Raw genomic sequence first — 22,302 nt, forward strand, 5'->3', positions numbered from 1 at the left:
TCTGCTGGACCTCAGGAACGTCTATGATCCGGAGGCCATGCGTGCGGCCGGCTTCGCCTATGCCTCGATCGGCCGTCCCTGATCGCGACGGGCAAGCGCCCGCCGCCAAAACGCGGAGAGCCTCATGACCGCCTTCCACCACAGCTTCGACCGGACCGTGCTGCGCGAATACGACATCCGCGGCATCGTGGGGAAGACGCTGCAGCCGGAGGATGCCTTCGCCATCGGCCGCTGCTTCGGCAGCATGGTGGCGCGCGCCGGCGGCACCAAGGTCGCGGTCGGCTATGACGGCCGGCTCTCCTCCCCGGACCTCGAGCCGCAGCTCGTCGCCGGGCTGCGCGCCTGCGGGTTGGAGGTGATCCGCATCGGCCTTGTCGCCACGCCGATGCTCTACTTCGCCGCTTATCACTTCGCCGCCGACGGCGCGGTCATGGTCACCGGCAGCCACAATCCGCCTGATTACAACGGCTTCAAGATGATGCTGGGCCGCAAGCCCTTCTACGGCGCGCAGATCCAGGAGATCGGCCGCATGGCGCGGGAGGGCGACGTCGTCCCCGTCTCGACGGAGGGCAGCGACCGGCAGGTCGACATCATGGACGCCTATGTCGCCCGCGTGCTGGAGGATTACGACGGCGGCGAGCGCAAGCTGAAGGTGGTGTGGGACCCGGGCAACGGCTCGGGCGCCAATGTCACCAAGGTGCTGGCGGCGAAGCTGCCGGGCGAGCATTTCGTCATCAATGCCGAGGTCGACGGCAGCTTCCCGAACCACCATCCCGACCCGACCGTCGCCAAGAACCTCGAGCAACTGATCGAGGAGGTGGCGCGCGAGAAGGCCGATCTCGGCATCGCCTTCGACGGCGATGCGGACCGCATCGGCGTGGTGGACAACGAGGGCCATATCCTCTTCGGCGACCAGCTCCTCGTCGTGCTGGCGCGCGACGTGCTGAAGCACAAGCCGGGCGGCACCATCATCGCCGACGTCAAGGCGAGCCAGGTGCTGTTCGACGAGATCGGCAAGGCCGGCGGCCAGCCGCTGATGTGGAAGACCGGCCATAGCCTGATCAAGGCGAAGATGGCCGAGACCGGCTCGCCGCTCGCGGGCGAGATGTCCGGCCACATCTTCTTCGCGGACAAGTGGTACGGCTTCGACGACGCGCCCTATTCCGCCGTCCGCCTGCTCGGCATCGTCGCCCGCATGCAGGAAACGCTGAGCCAGGTGCGCGCCGCCCTGCCGCAGGTGATCAATACACCCGAGCTGCGCTTCGACTGCCCGGAGGAGCGGAAGTTCGAGGTGGTGAAGGAGGTGAAGGAGCGGCTCTCGAAGTCCGGCGCCAAGGTGCAGGACGTGGACGGCGTCCGCGTGCTGACCGCGGATGGCTGGTGGCTGCTCCGCGCCTCCAACACCCAGGCGGTGCTGGTCGCGCGCTGCGAGGCGACCTCGCCGGAGGGCCTCGAGCGCCTCAAGGCCGGGCTGGTCGAGCAGCTCACCGCGAGCGGCCTGGCGGCGCCGGACTTCTCCGGCGAGAATGCCGGCCACTGAGCCGGGGTCGCCGCGCGGCCTGCGCCGCGCGGCGAGGTTCCGCAGGCCCGGTCGTCCCGTGCCCGGCGGCGTCGCCCCGTCCGCAGGCTGACGGGGCGCCGCATTCCGCCCGGTCAGGCCGCCGCCGTCAGGTGCTCCTTCAGCCGCGGCATCAGCTCGACCAGGTTGCAGGGACGGTGCCGGGCGTCGAGCTGGAAGACCAGGATGTCGTCCCAGGCATCCTTGCAGGCGCCGGTGCTGCCGGGCAGGGCGAAGAGATAGGTGCCATCCGCGACGCCGCCGAGGGCGCGGCTCTGCATCGTGGAGGTGCCGATCTTGCGGTAGCTCAGCATCCGGAACAGCTCGCCGAAGCCCTCGATCTCCTTCTCCAGCACGCGCTTGAAGGCCTCCGGCGTCACGTCGCGGCCGGTGATGCCGGTGCCGCCCGTGGTGATGCCGCAATCGATGCTCGGGTCGGCGATCCAGCGGCGCAGCACCGCCTCGATCGCATCCGCCTCATCCTTGACGATCTCCCGCGCCACGCAGCGATGGCCGGCGGCCTCGATGCGCTCCTGCAGGGTCTGGCCGGAGCGGTCGCTCGCCATGTCCCGCGTATCGGAGACGGTCAGGACCGCGATGTTGACGGGGAGGAAGGGCAGGCTCTCATCGATCGGCATGGGGCGCTCCGGGTCTGGCGTCCCGCCTAATGTAGCGTGCGGCCCCGCTGGCGCAGCATGGCCGTGACCTCCTCCACCCCGGCGAATTTCGGGAAGCTGCCGGCCGCGAGCTGGTCGAGGCTCGGCGCGGGCAGGCCGAGGCGGGAGGCGTAGATCCAGGAGAAGGTGAGCACCTGCTGCACGAAGCCCCGCGTCTCGTCGAAGGGGATCGCCTCGACGAAGAGGAAGGGGTCGTCCCGGTGGTCATGCGCCGGGAGCCATTTCAGCAGGTTGCCGGGGCCGGCATTGTAGGCCGCGAGCAGGCGGATGAGGTTGCCCTCCACAGCCTCGTGCCGCGCGAGGTAGTGGACGTAGCGCTGCCCGAGCTCGAGCGAGAACCCCGGGTCATGCAGCCGCTGCGCGCCCTCCGTCGCCAGCGACGGGTCGCGTGCCAGGTAGCTCGCCGTCGCCGGCATGATCTGCATGAGCCCGCGCGCCCCGGCCGGGGAGACGGCGCCGGCATCGAAGCGGCTCTCCTGCAGGGCGAGCGCGTAGAGCAGCGCCGGGTCGACGCGGAAGCCGCCCTGCGGGATGAGCTTCGGCACCGGGAAGCGGGCGAAGTCGCGCGGCCGCCCGTCCTCGGCCTGGGAGGCGGCGGCGAGCTGCGAGGTCAGGCCGGTGAGGCTGGCCTGGGCGGCCACCACCATCATGGCCCGCACCAGGCCGGGATTGCGCTGCGCCTGGGCCCAGAGCTGCCGCAGTTCGGCCTCCGCCCGCCCTGTCTGGCCGATCTGCAGCAGGGCCAGCGCCCGCCAGCCCCCGGCGGTCTCGGCGATGGCCGCCGCCTCCGCCTCCCCGGCCAGCTCGCCCTCCCAGGCGAAGCCGGGGGCGAGCCCGAGGGCGCGGCGGGCGACGAGGCCGTAGAAGGTGCGCGGCTCCTGCGCCGCCTGCATCATCCAGGGCACGTAGAGCGCGGGCCGGCGGGCGCGCACCGCGGCGCGGGCGGTCCAGAAGGCGGCGGCCGCGCGCAGCGCGGGTGCGGCCTGCTCGGTGCGGGCGGCGCGCTCGAAGAAGGGGAGGGCGGCGTCCCAGCGTTCCAGCCCCCAGGCGGAGAGGCCGGCGGCGAAGGCGGCGAGGCCGCTCGGCTCGCCCGCCCGGGCGGCCTCGGCGGCGATCCTGAGCGCCTCCTCGTCCTTGCCGGCGCGGAAGAGGCCGATCGCGAGGTCCGCCTTCAGCAGCCCGGCATAGGCCGGCGAGATCCCCTTGCCCTGCTGGATCAGGGCCAGCGCGGCGGCCGCCTTGCCCTGCTGCGCCCGCTCCCGCACCGCCCGGTCCAGCGCCGGGTTGCGGGCGACCGCGGCCGAGAGGGGGGAGGCCTCCTCCGGGGCGAGGATCGCCTCCGGCGGCAGGGATTCGGGCGGCACGGGCGGGGCGGGCAGCGTGGCGCCGCGCGGCAGCAACCGGCCCAGCAGCGCATGGATGCCGGGCGCGTCCGGGTGGTCGGCATATTGCGCCAGCCAGGCCTGGACCTCGGCCGGCTGCGGATGCGCGCCCGGCCGCAGGAAGCGGTCGGCCAGCACATGGCCCAGCAGCCGGCGGTCGCCCAGCCGGTCCGACTCGCGCGCCGCCGCGGCCAGGTCGCCACGCGACTGGAGGTCGAAGATGCGTCGCAGCCGGGCGGCGTCGGACGGGGCCAAGACCTGGGGCAGGCCGGGAACCCCGCCAGGGGTGGCGGGCCGGGGGACGCTCATGGCGGTCTGGCCAAGGGGGCCTTGATCTATGGCCCTTTGCGCCAGGGCGGGGTTGATACCCCCGCTCACCAGCGCCGCGCCCCACAGGACCCCGGCAAGCAGGGGGCGAAGGGCGTCGCGGGCCATGGCGCGGATCGCGGTCATGGCCCGTTCCCGTTAGCGCTGCAGCCGCGGTCGGCGCAACCCCGAAAATGCGAGACGAGCCAGGAAAAAACCGCGCGATGTGTAATCTCAGATGTTTACCGTTTGCTGACCGATAAAGGAATCGGCATTCCGCCCGCTATTGGCGTGAGAGGCTCCGCTGCAGCAACAGCAGATCGACCCAGGCATCTCGCTTCGCCGCCGGGTTCCGCAGCAGGTAGGCGGGATGGAGTGTCGCCAGTGCCGGGAGTGACTGGCCATCATTTTTCGTTACTTCATGCCAACGGCCGCGCAGCCGGGTGATCCCTTCCTTCGAGCGCAGCAGCGACTTGGCCGCGACGCCGCCGAGCAGCACCAGGTGCCGCGGCCGGGCGAGGGCGATGTGGCGCAGCACGAAGGGCAGGAAGAGGGAGATCTCCGCATCCGTCGGCGTCCGGTTCCCGGGCGGGCGGAAGGGGAGGATGTTGGTGATGTAGAAGCTCTCCTCCCGCCTGAGGCCGATGCTCGCCAGCATGCGGTCCAGCAACTGGCCGGAAACCCCGACGAAGGGGCGGCCGAGGCGGTCCTCGTCGCCGCCCGGCGCCTCGCCGATCAGCATCAGCCCGCTCTCGGGCACGCCATCGGCGAAGACCAGGTTGGTCGCGGTCTCCCGCAGGGGGCTGCCGTCGAAGGCGGCCATGGCCTCGCGCAGGGCGGGCAGGTTGTCCGCCTGTGCCGCCAGCGCCGCCGCCCGGGTGACGGCCGGCGGTGCGCCGACCACCGCGCGGGTGGGCAGGACCAGTGCCGGCGCCTGCCGGGCCGGTGTCGCGGGCGCCGGCGTGCGGGCCACCGTGCGGTCGAGCGCCGCCTCCTCCAGCGCCTCGTCCGCCCCCCAGTCGATCTGCAGACGGAGCGCCGCCAGCAGCGCCTCCCGCGTCATCGCCTCCATCGCCGCGCCCGCCTCCTCGCCCCTTCCGTATCGGCCGGGGCCGGGGTTACGCGCAACCCGAAGCGAGGCTACATGCCCGAGGGAACAGGAGGAGCACGGCATGTCCGGCGCGGAAGAGCGGGAAGCGATGGAGTTCGACGTGCTGATCGTGGGAGGCGGGCCGGCCGGCCTCGCCGCCGCGATCCGCCTGAAGCAGGTCGCGCCCGAGGCCTCCGTCTGCCTGGTCGAGAAGGGCAGCGAGATCGGCGCGCATATCCTCTCCGGCGCGGTGCTCGAGCCCCGGGCGCTGGACGAGCTGATCCCCGATTGGCGCGACGACCCGCCGGCCCTGGCGACGCCGGCCGGCGCCGACCACTTCATGTACCTGACCGAGACGCGCGCCTTCCGCCTGCCGACGCCGCCCGGCATGGACAATCACGGCAACTACATCGTCTCGCTCGGCAATGTCTGCCGCTGGCTGGGCCAGAAGGCCGAGGCGCTCGGCATCGAGATCTATCCGGGCTTCGCGGCCTCCGAGACCATCGTCGAGGACGGGCAGGTCAAGGGCGTCGTCGCCGGCGTCATGGGCATCCAGAAGGACGGCGAGAAGGGCCCGAACTACCAGCCCGGCATGGAGCTGCGCGCCACCTACACGCTCTTCGCCGAGGGCTGCCGCGGGTCGCTGACCAAGAAGCTCTTCGAGCGCTACGACCTCCGCCGCGACTGCGCGCCGCAGACCTTCGCCCTCGGCATGAAGGAGCTGTGGGAGATCCCGAAGGAGAAGCACACCCCCGGCCTGGTCTGGCATTCCATCGGCTGGCCGCTGCAGCGCGACACCTATGGCGGCTCCTGGCTCTACATGCTGGGCGAGAACCTGGTCTCCCTCGGCTTCGTCGTCGGCCTCGACTATCCGAACCCGTGGCTCTCGCCCTTCGATGAGTTCCAGCGCTTCAAGACGCATCCCGAGGTGCGGAAGATGCTGGAGGGCGGCAAGCGGGTTGCGTATGGGGCACGCGCGCTGAACGAGGGCGGCTTCCAGGCCATCCCGAAGCTGGTCTTCCCGGGCGGCATGCTGATCGGCGACACCGCCGGCTTCCTGAACGTCCCCAAGATCAAGGGCAGCCACACCGCCATGAAGAGCGGCATGGTGGCGGCCGAGGCGGTGGCGGCGGCGCTGGCGCAGGAGGCGCGGCCGCCGGTGCTGGAGAGCTACCCGCAGGCGCTCGAGAAGAGCTGGGTCTGGGAGGAGTTGCGCAGCGTGCGCAACATCCGCCCCGGCTTCGCCAAGTACGGGTTGTTCGGCGGCCTCGTGACGGCGGCGCTCGACACCTATGTCTTCCGCGGCAAGGCGCCCTGGACCTGGCACCACCACGAGGACCACGAACGCCTGAAGAAGGCGAGCGAGGCGACGCGCATCGTCTACCCCAAGCCGGACGGCAAGCTGACCTTCGATCGGCTCTCCTCGGTGTTCCTGTCGAACACCAACCATGAGGAGGACCAGCCGGCGCACCTGAAGCTGCGCGACCCGTCGCGCTGGACGCCGGTGAACTGGGAGCAGTTCCGCAGCCCGGAGAGCCGCTACTGCCCGGCCGCGGTCTACGAAGCGGTGGGGCCGGAGGCGGAGCGGGAGCTGAAGGGCACGCCCGATGCGGAGGCGACGGGCGAGGGGGCCGCGGTCGAGGCCGGCAATGGTGGCGCGCGCCTCGTCATCAACGCGCAGAACTGTGTGCACTGCAAAACCTGCGACATCAAGGACCCGACGCAGAACATCGACTGGACGACGCCCGAGGGCGGCGGCGGGCCGAACTACATCGGCGGCATGTGACCGCTGCCTGGCCGTCCGGGCGACCGGACGGCCGCAATCCGGAGTAGAAAAGTAAGTATAATATTTCTCGCATTACGATATAACGCACGCCCGTCTTCTTGAGTCGTGAAAAGGACAGTGTCGAATACATAACAAAATGGTGTTCGGCATTATCTAATTTGTGGAAAGACCGGCGACCTGCATCGCGCTTTTCTCCCGATAGCCATGCCGCCCCCGTATTGGAGCGGCGCCCTTGGGGAGAGCAAAAGCGTGAACCTGAACGTGCTGCTGCGTGGGCAGTCGAACTCCATCGTCCTGGGGCAGGAGGCCGGGGCCGCCCTCACGGCACGGATCGAGCAATTGCTCGGCTTCGACGGCAAGGCCGATACCGTGACCCTGCTGTTCAAGCCCTATGACGCCGGCGACAAGTACACCTCCGTCTCCGGCACCTCGCTGATCGGCGACTGGCTGAAGCCAACCACGACCAATGGCCAGCAGGGCTGGGAGCAGCAGGCCTACGAGAAGGCGCTGGTGAACTACGTCACCAGCCTGCCGGCCGACCAGCGCGACGACCCGACGGTCGTGCTCTGGCTGCACAGCGAGTATGACAGCGGCAACGCCACGCTGACCGCCGCCACCTGGGAGGACGCGGTGCGCTACGACGCATCGCTGGTCCGCGCCGCGTTCAATGCCGGGCTCTCCACCAGCAACCCGATCTCCTATGTCTTCGTCGAGCCGATTCCGCTGGACAGCAACGGCGCGGCCGATCCCGGCGCGCAGGCGATCCGCACCGGGATGGCGGACCTCGCGGCCGATGGCAGCTTCGGCGCCCGCCTGACCGCCGAGAACGACGACCTCGCCATGAACGGCGTCTTCGAGGGCGCCGGCGGCCATATGAGCCAGGCGGATGCCGACCTGGTCGCGGAGCGGGCAGCGCGCAGCATCGCCGAGGCCTTCGGCGTCTACGCCAAGGACGGCTCGCCGGTGAAGCTGGGCGGCGGCAATATCGACGACACGGGTCCTGTCGCCGTGCAGGCGCAGCGCAGCGCGGCCGGGCAGGTCACGGTCACGCTCAAGTTCGATGGCGCGGCCTCGCTGCAGGCGCTCGATGCGGATGCGGCCACGGGCATCGGCTGGCAGGCCATCGCGGGCTCGACCGTCCTGAAGGCGACCGGCGTGGCACTCGGCGCCGGCAATACGCTGGTCGTCAGCTTCGGCACCGATCTGCCGGTCGGGGCCAAGATCTATTACGGCTACGGCGACACCCATCTGCTCGGGACGAGCGGACCCGCGACCGGCAATGCGATCTACGACGACCAGGGCATGCCGCTGCGGACGCCCGTCGCCGGCCTCGTCATCGATGGCGCGGTGGTGCAGCCCGGGGTCACGGTGCCCGGCACCGACGGTGCGGACAACCTCGCGGCCGGCACCGGCGGCGACACGGTCATCGGCGGCAAGGGCGACGACGTGCTGACCGCCGGCGCCGGCGCCGACACCTTCGTCTTCTCGCTCGGTGACGGCAACGACACCGTGTTCGACTTCAAGCCGGGGGTGGACAAGATCAGCTTCGGTGCCGGCATCACGGATGCCGATATCCAGATCTTCCCCTTCTCCCAGGATGGTCTTGAGGGCCTCGGTATCCTCTACGGTCCGAACGGGGATGGCATCGTCCTCGCCGGCGTCACGGCGCTCGGCCCGAACGATCTCGCCTTCGCCCCACCGCCGGTCCAGCCGCCGACGCTGCGCCAGGGCACCACGGGCGACGACAACCTGGCGGCCGGCGGCGGCGGCGACACGCTGGTGGGTGGCCAGGGCAACGACTTCCTGGCCGCGGGCGCGGGCGCGGACGAGTTCCGCTTCTCGCTCGGCGACGGGAACGACTGGATCGACGGCTTCAAGCCCGGCACGGACCACATCGTCTTCGGCCCGGGCATCACCGCCGACCTCGTGCGGATCGAGGCGCTGAACCTCGGTGTCGATGGCCTGGCGATCTACTACGGCACCGGCACCGACGCCGTCTTCCTCGCCGGCGTCACCGCGCTGGGTGCCAATGACATCACCTATGGCGCGCCGGTGGTGCAGCCGCCGACACTCCGACAGGGAACGGCGGGCGACGACAACTTGGCGGCCGGCGGCGGCGGCGACACGCTGGTGGGTGGCCAGGGCAACGACTTCCTGGCCGCGGGCGCGGGCGCGGACGAGTTCCGCTTCTCGCTCGGCGACGGGAACGACTGGATCGACGGCTTCAAGTCCGGCACCGACCACATCGTCTTCGGCCCGGGCATCACCGCCGACCTGGTGCGGGTGGAGGCGCTGAACCTCGGTGTCGATGGTCTGGCGGTCTACTACGGCACCGGCACCGACGCCGTCTTCCTCGCCGGCGTCACTGCGCTGGGTGCCAATGACATCACCTATGGCGCGCCGGTGGTGCAGCCGCCGACACTCCGACAGGGAACGACGGGCGACGACAACTTGGCGGCCGGCGGCGGCGGCGACACGCTGGTGGGCGGCCAGGGCAACGACACCATGGCGGCCGGCGCGGGCGCGGACGAGTTCCGCTTCTCCCTTGGCGACGGGAATGACTGGGTCGACGGCTTCAAGCCCGGTACGGACCACATCGTCTTCGGCCCGGGCATCACCGCCGACCTCGTGCGGATCGAGCCGCTGAACCTCGGTGTCGATGGCCTGGCGGTCTACTACGGCACCGGCACCGACGCCGTCTTCCTCGCCGGCGTCACTGCGCTGGGCGCCAACGACATCACCTACGGTGCGCCGGTGGTGCAGCCGCCGACACTCCGACAGGGAACGACGGGCGACGACACACTGGCGGCCGGCGGCGGCGGCGACACGCTGGTGGGCGGCCAGGGCAATGACATCATGGCGGCCGGCGCGGGCGCGGACGAGTTCCGCTTCTCGCTGGGCGACGGGAACGACTGGATTGACGGCTTCAAGCCCGGCACCGACCACATCGTCTTCGGCCCGGGCATCACCGCCGACCTGGTGCGGGTGGAGCCCCTGAAACTCGGTGTCGACGGCCTGGCGGTCTACTATGGTACCGGCACCGACGCCGTCTTCCTCGCCGGCGTCACCGCGCTGGGCGCCAACGACATCACCTATGACGCGCCGGTGGTGCAGCCGCCGACCTTGCGCCAGGGCACCACGGGCGACGACACGCTGGCGGCCGGCAATGGCGGCGACACGCTGGTGGGCGGCCAGGGCAATGACACCATGGCAGCCGGCGCGGGCGCGGACGAGTTCCGCTTCTCGCTGGGCGACGGCACGGACCGGATCGACGGCTTCAAGTCCGGCACCGACCACATCGTCTTCGGCCCGGGCATCACCGCCGATCTGGTGCGGATGGAGGCGACGACCCTCAGCGGCACGGCCGGCCTGGCGGTCCACTACGGCACCGGCACCGACGCCGTCTTCCTCGCCGGCGTCACCGCGCTGGGCGCCAACGACATCACCTATGGCGCGCCGGTGGTGCAGCCGCCGACCCTGCGCCAGGGCACCACGGGCGACGACACGCTGGCGGCCGGCAATGGCGGCGACACGCTGGTGGGCGGCCAGGGCAACGATACCATGGCGGCCAGCGCGGGCGCGGACGAATTCCGCTTCTCGCTGGGCGATGGCACCGATCGGATCGACGGCTTCAAGTCCGGCACCGACCACATCGTCTTCGGCCCGGGCATCACCGCCGATCTGGTGCGGATGGAGGCGGCGACCCTCAGCGGCACGGCGGGCCTGGCGGTCCACTACGGCAATGGGACGGACTCGATCTTCCTCGCCGGTGTCACCGCGCTGGGTGCCAACGACGTCACCTATGGCGCGCCGGTGGTGCAGCCGCCGACCCTGCGTCAGGGCACCACGGGCGACGACACGCTGGCGGCTGGCAATGGCGGCGACACGCTTGTGGGTGGCCAGGGCAACGACACCATGGCGGCCGGTGCGGGCGCGGATGAGTTCCGCTTCTCGCTCGGCGACGGCACGGACCGGATCGACGGCTTCAAGTCCGGCACCGACCACATCGTCTTCGGCCCGGGCATCACCGCCGATCTGGTGCGGATGGAGGCGGCGACCCTCAGCGGCACGGCGGGCCTGGCGGTCCACTACGGCAATGGGACGGACTCGATCTTCCTCGCCGGTGTCACCGCGCTGGGTGCCAACGACGTCACCTATGGCGCGCCGGTGGTGCAGCCGCCGACCCTGCGTCAGGGCACCACGGGCGACGACACGCTGGCGGCTGGCAATGGCGGCGACACGCTTGTGGGTGGCCAGGGCAACGACACCATGGCGGCCGGTGCGGGCGCGGATGAGTTCCGCTTCTCGCTCGGCGACGGCACGGACCGGATCGACGGCTTCAAGTCCGGCACCGACCACATCGTCTTCGGCCCGGGCATCACCGCCGATCTGGTGCGGATGGAGGCGGCGACCCTCAGCGGCACGGCCGGCCTGGCGGTCCACTACGGCACCGGCACCGACGCCGTCTTCCTCGCCGGCGTCACCGCGCTCGGCGCCAATGACGTCACCTATGGCGCGGCGGTCACTCCGCCCGACACCGGCTCGGGCGGCACCGGCGGCGGCACCGGCGGCGGCGGCACCGGCGGCGGGAGCACGGGCGGCGATACGCCCGGCGGCGGCCAGGGCGGCGGAGACCCGGTGGGCAGTGGCGGCGGCGATGGCCCGTCGCAGCCGCCGGCGACCCTGCCGAACTTCGCCGTCACGAGCGGCGGCGTGACGACGCAGGTCCAGGCGGTGGCCTATGCCGGCACGCTGGCCGGACTGCAGTACCAATATACCGGTACCGACGCCGCGGAGACGGTGACCGGCACCACCGGCCACGACCTGATCTCGCTCGGCGGCGGCGACGACCAGGCCTCCGGCGGCGCGGGCAATGACCGGCTGGAGGGCGGCGCCGGCCGCGATGTCGCGGTGTTCTCCGGCACCAGCGCGCAGACCGTCCTGCTGCACAATGCCGACGGGTCCTGGACGGCGACGGGGCCGGACGGCACCGACACGCTGTTCGGCTTCGAGGTGGCGCGCTTCAGCGACGGCGACCGCGCCTTGCACACGGTGATCCGCGACTTCACCGGCACGGGCACCAGCGACATCCTGCTGCGCGGGGCGGATGGCAGCGTCGAGCAGTGGCAGATGGACGGCGTCGCCCATGTCGGCGGCGGCGCGCTGCAGTCGCCCGGCGCCGGCTGGAAGGTTGCCGCCACCGGCGACTTCGACGGCGACGGGCGCGCGGACATCCTCTGGCGGCAGGATGACGGCCTGGCGGCGATCAACCGCATGGATGGCACGCAGGTGCTCGGCGGCGGCGTCTTCGGCTTCGCCGCGCCAAGCTGGTCGGTGGTGGGCACCGGCGACTTCAACGGCGACGGCCATGCCGACATCCTCTGGCGCGACGCCGGTGGCGGCATCGCCCAGTGGTGGATGAACGGCACCACCTATATCGGCGGCGACGGCTTCGGCATCGTCGATCCGGCCTGGCGGGTGGCGGCGATCGCCGACTTCAACGGCGACGGCAAGTCCGACCTCGCCTGGCAGCATGCCAACGGCACCATCTCGATCTGGCTGATGGATGGCATCAACTATGCCGGCGGCGGCGTGGTCGGCTATCCCGGCGCCAATTGGCAGGTGGTGGGCGCGGCCGACTTCAACGCCGATGGCAAGGCGGACCTGCTGCTCCGCGACATGCAGGGCGGCGGCGTCGCGGAGTGGTGGATGGATGGCGCGACCCTCGCCGGCGGCGACGGCTTCGCCGTGCTCGACCAGTCCTGGCAGGTGGCCGGCGTGGCCGACTATGACGGCAACGGCAAGGCCGACATCCTGTGGCGGCACGACAGCGGCGCGCTCTCCATCTGGCAGATGGACGGGCTCCATGGCACGGCCAGCTATCTCGGCACCACCGGCCCGGCCTGGACGGTGATCTGAGGCGGGCGACGGGAGGCGCGGCGGCACCGCCGTGCCTCCCGCACTACTCCACCGCGGCGCCGGAGAGCCGCACCAACTCCGCGGTCCGCGTGATCTCCGCCTGCTGGAAGGTGGAGAATTCCTCCGCCGTGGTGCCGACGGCGTCGTAGCCCAGCTCCGCCATGCGCTCGCGCATCGCCGGGACGCGCATGGCGGCCTGGATCGCCTCCGACAGCCGCGCCACCACCGGCGCTGGCGTGCCCGCGGGGGCGAAGACGCCGAGCCAGCTCGAGAAGACATAGCCCGGCACCTGCTCGCCGATCGCCGGGACATCGGGGAAATAGGGGGAGCGGTCGCGGCGGGTGATGCCGAGCGCCCGGACCTGCCCGGCGCGCACCTGCTGCACGCTCTCGACGATCGGCGCGAAGACCAGGTCGACGCGCCCGGAGACCAGGTCCGCCATGGCCGGCGCGCCGCCGCGATAATGCACCTGCGTGAACTTCACCCCGGCCTGGTGCTCGAACAGCGCCAGCGAGAAGTGCTGCGAGCTGCCGGAGCCGCCGGTGCCGGCATTCAGCCCGCCCGGCTTCGCCTTCGCCATGGCGACCAGCTCCGCCACGCTCCGCGCCGGCAGGGAGGGGCGCACCACCAGCAGGCTGTGCGAGAGGCAGACCAGCGAGACGGCGGCGAAGTCCTTCGCGACATGGAAGGGCAGGGTGCGGTAGAGCGCCTGGTTCACCGCATGGGTGCCCATGGAGGCCATGACCAGCGTATAGCCGTCGGGCGCCGCCCGCGCCCCGGCCTCGGAGGCGACATTGCCCCCGGCGCCGGTCCGGTTCTCCACCACCACCGATTGGCCGAGCGCCGGGATGATGGCCTGCGCGACGATCCGCGCCGTGGTGTCGGTGCTGCCGCCGGCGGCGAAGCCGACCAGCATTCGGATCGGCCGGTCGGGCGTCCAGGCCTGCGCCGCGGCGGCGCGGGGCAGCAGGGGCAGGCCCGCGAGGGCGGGCAGCAGGGTGCGGCGATGCATGGTTCGGCTCCTCCCCGCGGGGTCTTCCGCCCCGCCGGCGCAGCATAGCCGCAGCCCGCGCCGCATGGCGCCCCTCGCGCGGCCGTTCAGCACGGGGATGGCTTCGACGGCGTCGGGAGCCGGCCGGGATGCCGGCCATCGGCGGTCTGGCGCATTGCAATCTCGCCGCCGTGCTCTCAGGCTGCCGGCTCCGAAGCTAGGATTCTGCCGGCGCGTCCTGCGGCCACGCGCGGGTGGACCACTGCCTGATGCGGCCGGCCACGCCCAGGACCCGCGGCCAGAGGGAGGGAACAAGGACCATGGACACCGCCGGCTTCGAATCCTCGCTGCGCGCCGAGGGCTACCAGGAGATCCTCCGCCGCCCGGTGCCGGCGCATGAGGGGCTGCCCGAGCACGAGCATGGCTGGGACGTGCGTGGCCTGGTGCTGACCGGCCGCTTTACCGTGACCTCCGCCGGCGGGGTGCAGGATTGCGGCCCGGGCCAGGTCTTCACGCTGGAGGCCGGCTGCCGCCACACCGAGGCCGCCGGGGCGGAGGGGGCCGAGCTTCTGGTCGGCCGCCGCCACAAGGCATGACCCCCTCCGAGGCGCTCATCGCCGCGGCCCGGGCGCTGGATGCGCTGGGCTTCATGCCGTCCAAGTCGGGCAACCTCTCGATCCGGACGCCGGCGGGCTGCCTGATCACCCCGGCCGCGCTGCCCTATGCCGAGACGATGCCGGAGGACCTGGTGGAGGTCGCGCCGGACGGCACGGTGGTCGGCGGCCACCGCCGGCCCTCCTCCGAATGGCGGCTGCATACGGCGATCTATGCCGCGCGGCCGGAGGCGGGGGCGGTGGTGCATACCCACAGCCCCTTCGCCACCGCGCTCTCCTGCGCCCGGCAGGGCATCCCGCCCTTCCACTACATGATCGCCCTCGGCGGCGGTGCCGATATCCGCTGCTCCGCCTACGCGACCTTCGGCACCGAGGCGCTGGCGACGGCCTGCGTCGCCGCGCTCGAGGGCCGCAAGGCGGCGCTGCTGGCCAATCACGGCGTCGTCGCGCTCGGCAAGACCCTGGCCGGCGCCCGCGCCCTGGCCATGGAGGTGGAGAACCTCGCGCGGCAGTACCTCGCCCTGCGCAGCGCCGGCCTCGCCCCCGTCCTGCTGACCGAGGCCGAGCTGCAGGCGGTCTTCGCCCAGTTCGGCGACTACGGCCGGCTCGGCTGAAGATGGTTTACCGCGGCGGCATCGCCACCGTGGCGTGTGCCCCGCCCGCCTGCTAGCCTGCGGACATGCAATTTCCGGGATCCTCGCCGCGGCTCCTTCTCCTCGCCGCGGCGCTCCTCTCCGCCTGTGCCGCCGGCGGGGCGCCCGGGAGCCGTGCGCCGCGCAGCGCCTCCGGCCTCCCCATCACCGGCGCCTTCGGCGCCTATCTGGCCGGCCGCTTCGCCAGCGCGGAGACCGACACCGAGGCCGCGGCGGACAACATGCTGGCGGCGCTGAAGGCCGATCCGGACCAGCCGGAGGTGCTGAACCGCGCCTTCCTGGCGACCCTGCTGGACGGGCGGTCGGAGGCGACGCGGCTGGCCCGCCGCCTGCCGGACAACCCGGCCGCCAACCTGCTGCTCGCCGGCACGGATGTGCAGGCCGGCCGCTGGGACCGGGCGGAGCAGCGGCTGAAGGCGATCGGCCGCGGCGGGCCGGTGCAGGTGCTGCAGCCGGTCCTGCTGGCCTGGGTCCAGCTCGGCCGCGGCCAGCCCGACCAGGCGCTGGCGACGCTCCGCCCCCTGGCCGAGAGCAACCGGCTGCGCGCCCTCAATGCCCTGCATGCCGCGCTGATCGCCGACATCGCCGCCCGCCCGCGGGAGGCCGAGCGCTTCGCCCGCATGGCCGTCGCCGACCAGCCGCAACCGACCTGGCGCCTCGCGGTGCTGGCCGCCGGCGTGCTGGCGCGCGCCGGCAAGGCCGCGGAGGGCCAGCGGCTGCTCGAGCAGATCGCCGGCAGCGGGGAGGACGCGGCGTTGGCCGCGACCGAGGCGATGAAGCGCGGCGCGCTGGCCGCGCGCGGCGTCGCCTCCCCCGCGGAGGGCTGGGCGGAGGCCCATACCGCCCTCGCCGGCGCGCTGCGCGCCCAGGGCTCCGGCGACTTCGCGCTGATCCTTGCCCAGCTTGCCGTGCGGCTGCGGCCGGGCTTCGGCCCGGCCCTGGTGCTGACCGCCGATACCCTGGCCGACCAGGGGCATGACGAGGATGCGCTGGCGGCGCTGAACCGCGTCCCGGCCGAGGACATCCTGGCGCCGGTGGTCGGCCTGCGCCGCGCCGGGTTGCTGGACAAGCTGGACCGGACGGAGGAGGCGGTGGCCGTGCTGCGCAAGCTGGCCGAGGCCTATCCGACGCTGCCGCAGGCGCCGGCGCGACTCGGCGACCTGCTCCGCCGCCGCAACCGCTTCGCCGAGGCGGCGGTGGCCTATGACCAGGCGCTGTCGCGCATCGGCCGGCCCGGCATGGCGGAATGGCCGCTGCTCTATTCCCGCGGCATCGCGCGGGAGCGCTCGGGCGACTGGCCGCGGGCGGAGGCCGACCTGCTGCGGGCGCTCGAGCTCTCGCCGGAGCAGCCCTATGTCCTGAACTACCTCGGCTATACCTGGGCGGAGCAGGGCAAGAACCTCGACCGCGCCAAGGCCATGCTGCTGCGCGCGACCGAGCTCCGGCCGCAGGACGGCAATATCGCTGATAGCCTGGGCTGGGTGCTGTTCCGCCTCGGCGACCTGCCGGGCGCGGTGACCTGGCTGGAGAAGGCGGTGGAGCTCGAGCCGCGCAATGCCGTCGTTAACGACCATCTCGGCGATGCCTATTGGGCGGGCGGGCGGCAGCGGGAGGCGCGCTTCCAGTGGCAGCGCGCGCTCACCATGGAGCCGGAGCCGGAAGACCTGGTGAAGATCGAGGCCAAGCTGAAGGACGGCCTGCCCGGCTATCCCGCCAGCACCGCGCAGCGCTGATGCCGACCGAGCTCGCCCCGGCCAAGGTGAACCTGTACCTGCACGTCACCGGGCGGCGGGCGGATGGGTATCACCTGCTGGACAGCCTCGCAGTCTTCGGCCCGGCGGCCGATGCGCTGGCCCTGGCGCCGGCGGACGACCTCTCCCTGGCGCTGGACGGGCCCTTCGGCGCGGCGCTCGCGGCCGAGCCGGACAACCTGGTGCTGCGGGCGGCGCGGGCCCTGGCCGCCGCGGTGGGCGTGCCGGCGCGCGCGGCGATGGTGCTGACCAAGCGGCTGCCCGTCGCCTCGGGCATCGGCGGCGGCTCGGCCGATGCCGCGGCGGCGCTGCGCGGGCTGGACCGCCTCTGGGGCCTGGGGCTGGGGGAGGGGCGGCTGGCGGAGGTCGCCGCGCCGCTCGGCGCCGATATCCCGGTCTGCCTCGCCTCCCGCCCCGCCCGCATGCAGGGGGTGGGGGAGGTGCTGCTGCCCGCCCCGGCGCTGCCGCGCTGCGGCCTGCTGCTGGTGAATCCGGGCGTGGCGCTGCCGACGCCTGCGGTCTTCAAGGCGCGCCAGGGCGGCTTCACGCCGCCGGCCGAACTTCCGGCCGCCTGGCCGGATGCGGCGGGCATGGCGCGCGACCTGGCCGGGCTGCGGAACGACCTGGAGCCGCCGGCCATCACCCTCTGCCCCGTCATCGCCGAGGTCCTGGCGGCGCTGCGCGCGCTGCCCGGCTGCCTGCTGGCACGGATGAGCGGGTCGGGCGCCACCTGCTTCGGCCTCTTCGCGGATGCTGCGGCCGCGCAGTCGGCGGCGAGGCTGCTGCCGTCCGGCTGGTGGCGCGAGGCAGGGGGGCTTTACGGCGGGGCCGCCTGACCTCTATTCAGCGGGGCCGCGGCGGATGGGGCGTAGCCAAGCGGTAAGGCAGCGGTTTTTGGTACCGCCATTCCCAGGTTCGAATCCTGGCGCCCCAACCATCGCCGCGGAGGCCGACCGGGCGCCGGACGTCCTGCCTCCGCACGACAGGCCCCTGTTCCGCTGCCTGACGGTCCGGAGGCCGCATCTCCTTCGGGTGGGATGCCGCGGCGCGCCGGTCACCCGCCGCGCAGCCTCCTCCGCATCTGAACTTCGCTGTTCGTGAGGGCTGCGGCGCATCCGCCGGGGCGGCAGCGGTTCCGGGGCGGCGGACCTCCGCGTCCATGCCGGCCAGCGCAGATGCTGACCGGCATGCCTTCTTCGGCGCGAGGCTGCCACGCCGGGCTCCCATCGCCGCCAGGCTGCGATGAGGACCCGGCAACCCTGCGCCCGATGCCGGCCTGCAGAGGCCAGGACGTCTGCAGGCCGGTATGTCAGGCGGCGGTCCGTCCCGGGTCCCGTCGCGTATCCTGGATGCTGTCCTTCATATACTCCGGGAGCAGCCTCAGGACCGCCCTCGACACGGCCTCGGCCAGGGCCTCGGGACCGCGCAGCGCCATGCCCGAATCGGGCCCTGCCTGCAAGGTCGGGGAGGCGCCGCTCAGGCGCATGCCGGCCATCGCCGTTCCGGCCCCGATCGCCCGCGAGGCCTGCGGCAGGCCGACGCCGCCGAATTCCGCGGGAAGTCCGACCGGCGCCGCCGCGCTGCGCATCAGCGCGAAGAGATGGTCGACCCAGGCCGCGTCCCGGACCACGGCCCGGTTCAGGGCGGGGTGATGCGCCGCCAGCAGCGCGCCCAGCCCCGTCAGGTGGGGATCGGCCATGGAGGTGCCGTCCCAGGCGGCATAGCCGCCCCCCGGCACGGTCGAGATGATCCCGACGCCCGGGCCGCAGAGCCCGACCTGCGGGCCGTGGCAGGTGAACCGCGCCGGATAGACCTGGCCGGGCGCCACCGGCGCGCCGTCCGGCACGGTGCGGGCGTGGTAGGTATCCTCCGGCACCCTTCCGGCCTGGCCGATGGCCGAGACGCACATCACGCCCGGAAGCCGGGCCGGGAACTGGACCGCACTGGCCGAATTGCCGGCAGCCACGAAGACGGCCACGCCGGCCTGCCGGCCAAGCTCGATCGCCTGCTGCACCAGCCGGGAATCGGCGTCGCTGCCCAGGCTGCAATTGACCACATGGATCGCGTTGTCGATGCAGTAATGGATGGCCGCGACGAGGTTGTTGAAGGCGCCGCCGGGGAAGACCTTCAGGATGTGGACTTCGGCTTCCGGCGCGAAGCCGCGGATATGCCCGTTCTGGCCGTTGCCGGCGATGATGCCGGCGCAGTGCGTGCCGTGGCTGATCTGGTCGTCGCGCCAGCTGTTCTCGTCCGGCTGGTGGTCATCGGACAGGTTGGTGTAGTCGCGGCCGATCCTGATGTGGCGCAGGGCGGGGTGATCCGCGTCGCAACCGCTGTCGATGATCGCGACCCTCGCCCCCGCGCCGGTGCAGGCCGCGAGGTCGAGCCCCAGCAGGTCCATGATCCGCTGGCCATAGCCGAAGAAAGCATTGCGCTGATTGTTCGGGGCCGGGAAATCCGCCTCGGGGAAATCGCTCAGGGCGCGCAAGGGGATGGTGTTGACGCCGTTCTGTTGCAGGGAGGGTCGCTCGATGAACTTCTCCCAGTGATTGGCGGCCGGCTTCACATAGAGCGCCGCCGTCTGGTTCAGGAAGCCGCCGCGGACCTGGATCGTGACATTGCCGTTCGCATCGGTCTTGCCGCGGTCTTCCGTGCCGTTCTCGCCATAGACGACGACCTCGGCATTCTGCAGCCCGTTGCCGTCCTGCGAGGTGACGCGGAACTCGACATCGATGGAGGCGGTGGCGGCCTGCGTCGGCGTGCCGGGCAGCCCGACGAAGGCCGGCCGGAAGGTGCCGAGATGCTGGAGCAGGTGGTCGCGCTCGACGATGAGGGAGGGATTGCGCCGGCCCATGGTCTCGAGGAACTCGGCCTTCTCCAGGGTCGCCGTCCGGACCACGACGATGTCGTGGTTGGCGGCGCCCGCCGAGAGCACGCCCACCCCGGTCGGCCTGACGCGGCGCACGACCTCGACATCCGGCATCGCGCCGAGGGCCCGCACGATCTCGTCCGCGTTGTAGCTCCCACCCGCCTGCACCTGCGGGCCGAGGCCGAATCCGGCCGCCGCGGGTGCGAAGCCGGCCGCATAGGCCTCGGCGGTCGGGACCGCCCGGCCGACCATGTACTGGCGGCGACGGGTTCCGACATCGGCGTGCGGGGTCGTCTTGTGCGTCGGCTGGTCGGCCGCGCTGCCGGTGGCCGATGCGCCGGGCGCGGCCGCATGCGCCGGCGAGCCCCGACGGTCCCGGGGTCCGGGAGAGTCCTTCTGGTCAGACATGTCCTCTGTCCTGCTGCAGGGCAGCAGGAAGGCCTGCGTCCGTGGCGTCGGCGGTCAGTACCGGAGTGGCGCGTTCGGATCGACGAAGAACTGCTGATCGAGCGCTTCCCGCACCGCCTGCACCTGGCTGTCCGGAACCTCGATGACGGCGACCTTGGTCGCCGGGTCGAGGTCCAGCAGGCGCGTGCCAGGGGCGGATGCGATCACGCTCGCAACCGCTTGCCTGGTCACGTCGAAAGGCACGGACAGGTCGCGTGCGGCCACCGTGTACTGCTGCGAGCGGTTGTCGGACAGCGGGCGCCTCCTGCTGCATGGAAGCCGTGACGTGACCGGGGCGGCAACCGTGAGGGAGGCCGCCCCGGCCCGGGGAGGATGCGGGCCGAAGCCCCGCGTCAGTGGACGGTGGGCGGCGAGGTCGAGAGCTGTTGCAGGACGCCGTTGATCAGGGTGGGCAGTTGCTGCACGAGCCCATGCGCGGCCTGTTGCGCGACCTGCTTCGCCACATGGCCGAGAGCGCCGCCGATGCCGCTGAGGAAGCTCTGCGGGGCCAGCATGCCCGCATCCGGCGTCGCCGAGCTGATCTGGAAGCCGCCGAAGGGCGTGCTGAGCGCGAAGCCCTGGGGCGTCACGCCGCCGGTCTGCTGCCGGAGCTGCTGCAACTGCGGATGGGCTTCGAGCAGGCTGAAGATGATGGGAAGCAGGCTCGTCGCGGCATGTTCCACGAGCTGGCCGACATTGATGCCCTGCGGAGAGACGCCGGCCTGCGGGGTTGCCGAGCTGATCTGGAAGCCGCCGAGGGGCGTGGAAAGCGCGAAGCCCTGCGGGTTGACGCCACCGCCCAATTGCGGCGCCGCCGAGTTGAACTGGAAGCCGCCGAAGGGCGTGGAAAGCCCGAAGCCCTGCGGCGCGACGCCGCCACCGGCCTGCTGGCGTACGGCCGGTCCGAGCACGGGATCCGCGGAAAGCACCGACATGATGATTCCGGGCAATGCCTGCACGGCGTGCCCGGCGATCTGCTGCACCAGATGACCGAAGTTGAAGCCTTGGGGGATGACGCCTGGCTGCTGCTGGTTACTCAGGCCGGCCGCATTGGCCCCGTACGGAGTAAAACTTTGTGAGGAAGCCGGGTTCGTAGACGTGCTTACCGACATTTCCTGCTCCAATTCATTTGTTGAATGCGTACTCACTGGGAACGCGAGCACAAGTAATGCTACGCCGCGTTTCGCTGGGAGTCCAGGAAATACACAAATATTTGACACGATTATACTGCAGCAGTCGGAGCCGGTCTCGATACATCGAAGTCGCCTGTCACCGTCCTGTATTCATCGGTGCGACCGGCGGCAGCCCATATAATATTTGATATAGGCGCCTTTTCTTCCCTGTGGCGCGCAGGGCTTGTCGGCCGTCACGCAGGCCCGGGCGCAACAGCGCTTCCGTCCCGGTGGTCATGGGCACGATGGCTGGGGGAAGGATCAGGAAGCGACCGTGTCCTGCGCGGGCCAAGGCCGGGCCGCCGCGCATGCCTCGGCGACGCGGCCCTGGGCCGGCATGTCCCGCTGCAATCGGCGCAGAGGCAAGGGCCAGGGCGCCGCATCCTGCGCACCTGGTCCCTGTCCGCCCCTGGCGCCGGTCTTGCGACCTGGCGCCGACGGAGAGGCTGCCTCAGTAAGGCTTGCCGAGCCGCCGCCGGCCGCCGATCCAGGCTTCCTGCGCGCTCGGGAAGGTCTCCCTGGATTGCTGCACGACGGTCTGGGTCGTCTCTTCCACGATCATCCAGACCCAACGACTGGGCGGCAGCGGCTGGCGCTGCACCTTGACCTCATAGCTGCGGGGATTGGCGGGGGGGATGGCGGGCCCATTCTTGCCGATGACGCTGGCTGACATTCCGGGTGCTTGCGGCTCACAAACGGTCTGGCGCCCCCGATCGGGCGTGTCGGCAGGGCCACTATCACGCATCCGGCACACGTCGAAGACGCTTCCTGCCTTTGTTTGAGAAAACGTTTGAATTGCTGCGTCGCAGCATGGCCGTGCGACAGCGCCGGAGCGGAACAGCGTGACCCGGCGCTGAGGGAGGCCGAGGCACCGTCCCGGCCGTGCCGAAGAGCGCAGGTGGCACCTGGGGTCCGCCGGCAGGCGCTGCGCCTGCCCGGATCCACTGCATCGGTCCCGGCGCGCGCCGCCCGGGCCGCGGCGCCGCGATCCGCCACGGTCCGACCCGTCGCCCGCCGGGCCGCAACGGCGGGCAGGCCGCTGCCGGGATCGGTCGCGGAGATGCCGTGGCGCTGCCGCCAGCCCGAC

The 22,302-nt window shown here is 71.9% G+C and carries 15 protein-coding genes and 1 tRNA gene; 8 read left to right on the plus strand and 8 right to left on the minus strand.

Annotated elements, in window-relative coordinates:
* Positions 1-124 precede the first annotated feature (124 nt).
* The gene (pgmG, locus tag Q7A36_RS28440; protein ID WP_305107160.1) at positions 125-1,540 is read left to right on the plus strand and encodes a phosphoglucomutase/phosphomannomutase PgmG; all 1,416 of its coding nucleotides are present in this window, start codon (positions 125-127) and stop codon (positions 1,538-1,540) included.
* A gap of 113 nt (positions 1,541-1,653) precedes the next feature.
* Here pgmG and moaB read toward each other — a convergent pair whose 3' ends face one another.
* From moaB to Q7A36_RS28455, 3 genes are all read right to left on the minus strand, one after another.
* A complete protein-coding gene (moaB, locus tag Q7A36_RS28445; RefSeq protein WP_305107161.1) occupies positions 1,654-2,196 on the minus strand; it encodes a molybdenum cofactor biosynthesis protein B in 543 nt (180 codons plus the stop codon).
* 26 nt (positions 2,197-2,222) lie between these two features.
* Positions 2,223-4,070, minus strand: coding sequence for a lytic transglycosylase domain-containing protein (locus tag Q7A36_RS28450; protein ID WP_305107162.1), 1,848 nt, complete (start codon positions 4,068-4,070; stop codon positions 2,223-2,225).
* Positions 4,071-4,206: 136 nt separating this feature from the next.
* The gene (locus Q7A36_RS28455; protein WP_305107163.1) at positions 4,207-4,995 is read right to left on the minus strand and encodes a uracil-DNA glycosylase; all 789 of its coding nucleotides are present in this window, start codon (positions 4,993-4,995) and stop codon (positions 4,207-4,209) included.
* 100 nt (positions 4,996-5,095) lie between these two features.
* Here Q7A36_RS28455 and Q7A36_RS28460 point away from each other — a divergent pair, with 100 nt between their 5' ends.
* Both Q7A36_RS28460 and Q7A36_RS28465 read left to right on the plus strand, forming a co-directional pair.
* Positions 5,096-6,799, plus strand: coding sequence for an electron transfer flavoprotein-ubiquinone oxidoreductase (locus tag Q7A36_RS28460; RefSeq protein WP_305107164.1), 1,704 nt, complete (start codon positions 5,096-5,098; stop codon positions 6,797-6,799).
* Positions 6,800-7,048: 249 nt separating this feature from the next.
* Positions 7,049-12,718 (plus strand): FG-GAP-like repeat-containing protein, encoded by a 5,670-nt coding sequence (locus tag Q7A36_RS28465; RefSeq protein WP_305107165.1) that lies wholly within the window; start codon positions 7,049-7,051, stop codon positions 12,716-12,718.
* Between the two features lie 43 nt (positions 12,719-12,761).
* On the opposite strand, the gene Q7A36_RS28470 is transcribed toward Q7A36_RS28465, so the two are convergent.
* Positions 12,762-13,730 (minus strand): Bug family tripartite tricarboxylate transporter substrate binding protein, encoded by a 969-nt coding sequence (locus Q7A36_RS28470; RefSeq protein ID WP_305107166.1) that lies wholly within the window; start codon positions 13,728-13,730, stop codon positions 12,762-12,764.
* Positions 13,731-14,029: 299 nt separating this feature from the next.
* On the opposite strand from Q7A36_RS28470, the gene Q7A36_RS28475 reads away from it, so the two are divergent.
* The 5 genes from Q7A36_RS28475 (at position 14,030) to Q7A36_RS28495 (ending at position 17,664) form a co-directional block, all read left to right on the plus strand.
* A complete protein-coding gene (locus tag Q7A36_RS28475) occupies positions 14,030-14,305 on the plus strand; it encodes a cupin domain-containing protein (protein ID WP_305107167.1) in 276 nt (91 codons plus the stop codon).
* A complete protein-coding gene (locus Q7A36_RS28480) occupies positions 14,302-14,937 on the plus strand; it encodes a class II aldolase/adducin family protein (RefSeq protein WP_305107168.1) in 636 nt (211 codons plus the stop codon). The genes Q7A36_RS28475 and Q7A36_RS28480 overlap by 4 nt, the downstream gene beginning before the upstream one ends.
* A gap of 65 nt (positions 14,938-15,002) precedes the next feature.
* A complete protein-coding gene (locus Q7A36_RS28485; RefSeq protein ID WP_305107169.1) occupies positions 15,003-16,709 on the plus strand; it encodes a tetratricopeptide repeat protein in 1,707 nt (568 codons plus the stop codon).
* Complete coding sequence (locus Q7A36_RS28490; protein WP_305107170.1) at positions 16,709-17,563, plus strand: 4-(cytidine 5'-diphospho)-2-C-methyl-D-erythritol kinase; 855 nt, start codon at positions 16,709-16,711, stop codon at positions 17,561-17,563. The genes Q7A36_RS28485 and Q7A36_RS28490 overlap by 1 nt, the downstream gene beginning before the upstream one ends.
* A 26-nt stretch (positions 17,564-17,589) precedes the next feature.
* Positions 17,590-17,664: transfer RNA gene (locus Q7A36_RS28495), tRNA-Gln, on the plus strand.
* Positions 17,665-18,036: 372 nt separating this feature from the next.
* Here Q7A36_RS28495 and Q7A36_RS28500 read toward each other — a convergent pair.
* From Q7A36_RS28500 to Q7A36_RS28515, 4 genes are all read right to left on the minus strand, one after another.
* Positions 18,037-20,004, minus strand: coding sequence for a S8 family serine peptidase (locus Q7A36_RS28500; RefSeq protein WP_305107171.1), 1,968 nt, complete (start codon positions 20,002-20,004; stop codon positions 18,037-18,039).
* Between the two features lie 54 nt (positions 20,005-20,058).
* Positions 20,059-20,268 carry a hypothetical protein gene (locus Q7A36_RS28505; RefSeq protein WP_305107172.1) on the minus strand — a complete coding sequence of 70 codons (210 nt, stop codon included), beginning with the start codon at positions 20,266-20,268 and terminating at the stop codon, positions 20,059-20,061.
* Positions 20,269-20,396: 128 nt separating this feature from the next.
* Complete coding sequence (locus Q7A36_RS28510) at positions 20,397-21,155, minus strand: hypothetical protein (protein ID WP_305107173.1); 759 nt, start codon at positions 21,153-21,155, stop codon at positions 20,397-20,399.
* 511 nt (positions 21,156-21,666) lie between these two features.
* Positions 21,667-21,888, minus strand: a complete 222-nt coding sequence (locus Q7A36_RS28515; RefSeq protein ID WP_305107174.1) for a hypothetical protein — start codon at positions 21,886-21,888, stop codon at positions 21,667-21,669.
* Positions 21,889-22,302 lie beyond the last annotated feature (414 nt).

Origin of the sequence: Paracraurococcus lichenis (assembly GCF_030657435.1) — a bacterium.
GTDB lineage: Bacteria > Pseudomonadota > Alphaproteobacteria > Acetobacterales > Acetobacteraceae > Paracraurococcus > Paracraurococcus lichenis.

What these genes read in the sequence shown, in the direction of transcription:
- Q7A36_RS28450 (WP_305107162.1), bottom strand. Translation starts at nt 4,070, where the DNA reads ATGACCGCGATCCGCGCCATGGCCCGCGACGCCCTTCGCCCCCTGCTT.
- Q7A36_RS28500 (WP_305107171.1), bottom strand. Translation starts at nt 20,004, where the DNA reads ATGTCTGACCAGAAGGACTCTCCCGGACCCCGGGACCGTCGGGGCTCG.
- Q7A36_RS28510 (WP_305107173.1), bottom strand. Translation starts at nt 21,155, where the DNA reads ATGTCGGTAAGCACGTCTACGAACCCGGCTTCCTCACAAAGTTTTACT.
- Q7A36_RS28460 (WP_305107164.1), top strand. Translation starts at nt 5,096, where the DNA reads ATGTCCGGCGCGGAAGAGCGGGAAGCGATGGAGTTCGACGTGCTGATC.
- Q7A36_RS28480 (WP_305107168.1), top strand. Translation starts at nt 14,302, where the DNA reads ATGACCCCCTCCGAGGCGCTCATCGCCGCGGCCCGGGCGCTGGATGCG.
- Q7A36_RS28475 (WP_305107167.1), top strand. Translation starts at nt 14,030, where the DNA reads ATGGACACCGCCGGCTTCGAATCCTCGCTGCGCGCCGAGGGCTACCAG.
- Q7A36_RS28490 (WP_305107170.1), top strand. Translation starts at nt 16,709, where the DNA reads ATGCCGACCGAGCTCGCCCCGGCCAAGGTGAACCTGTACCTGCACGTC.
- Q7A36_RS28515 (WP_305107174.1), bottom strand. Translation starts at nt 21,888, where the DNA reads ATGTCAGCCAGCGTCATCGGCAAGAATGGGCCCGCCATCCCCCCCGCC.
- Q7A36_RS28470 (WP_305107166.1), bottom strand. Translation starts at nt 13,730, where the DNA reads ATGCATCGCCGCACCCTGCTGCCCGCCCTCGCGGGCCTGCCCCTGCTG.
- moaB (WP_305107161.1), bottom strand. Translation starts at nt 2,196, where the DNA reads ATGCCGATCGATGAGAGCCTGCCCTTCCTCCCCGTCAACATCGCGGTC.
- pgmG (WP_305107160.1), top strand. Translation starts at nt 125, where the DNA reads ATGACCGCCTTCCACCACAGCTTCGACCGGACCGTGCTGCGCGAATAC.
- Q7A36_RS28455 (WP_305107163.1), bottom strand. Translation starts at nt 4,995, where the DNA reads ATGGAGGCGATGACGCGGGAGGCGCTGCTGGCGGCGCTCCGTCTGCAG.
- Q7A36_RS28485 (WP_305107169.1), top strand. Translation starts at nt 15,003, where the DNA reads ATGCAATTTCCGGGATCCTCGCCGCGGCTCCTTCTCCTCGCCGCGGCG.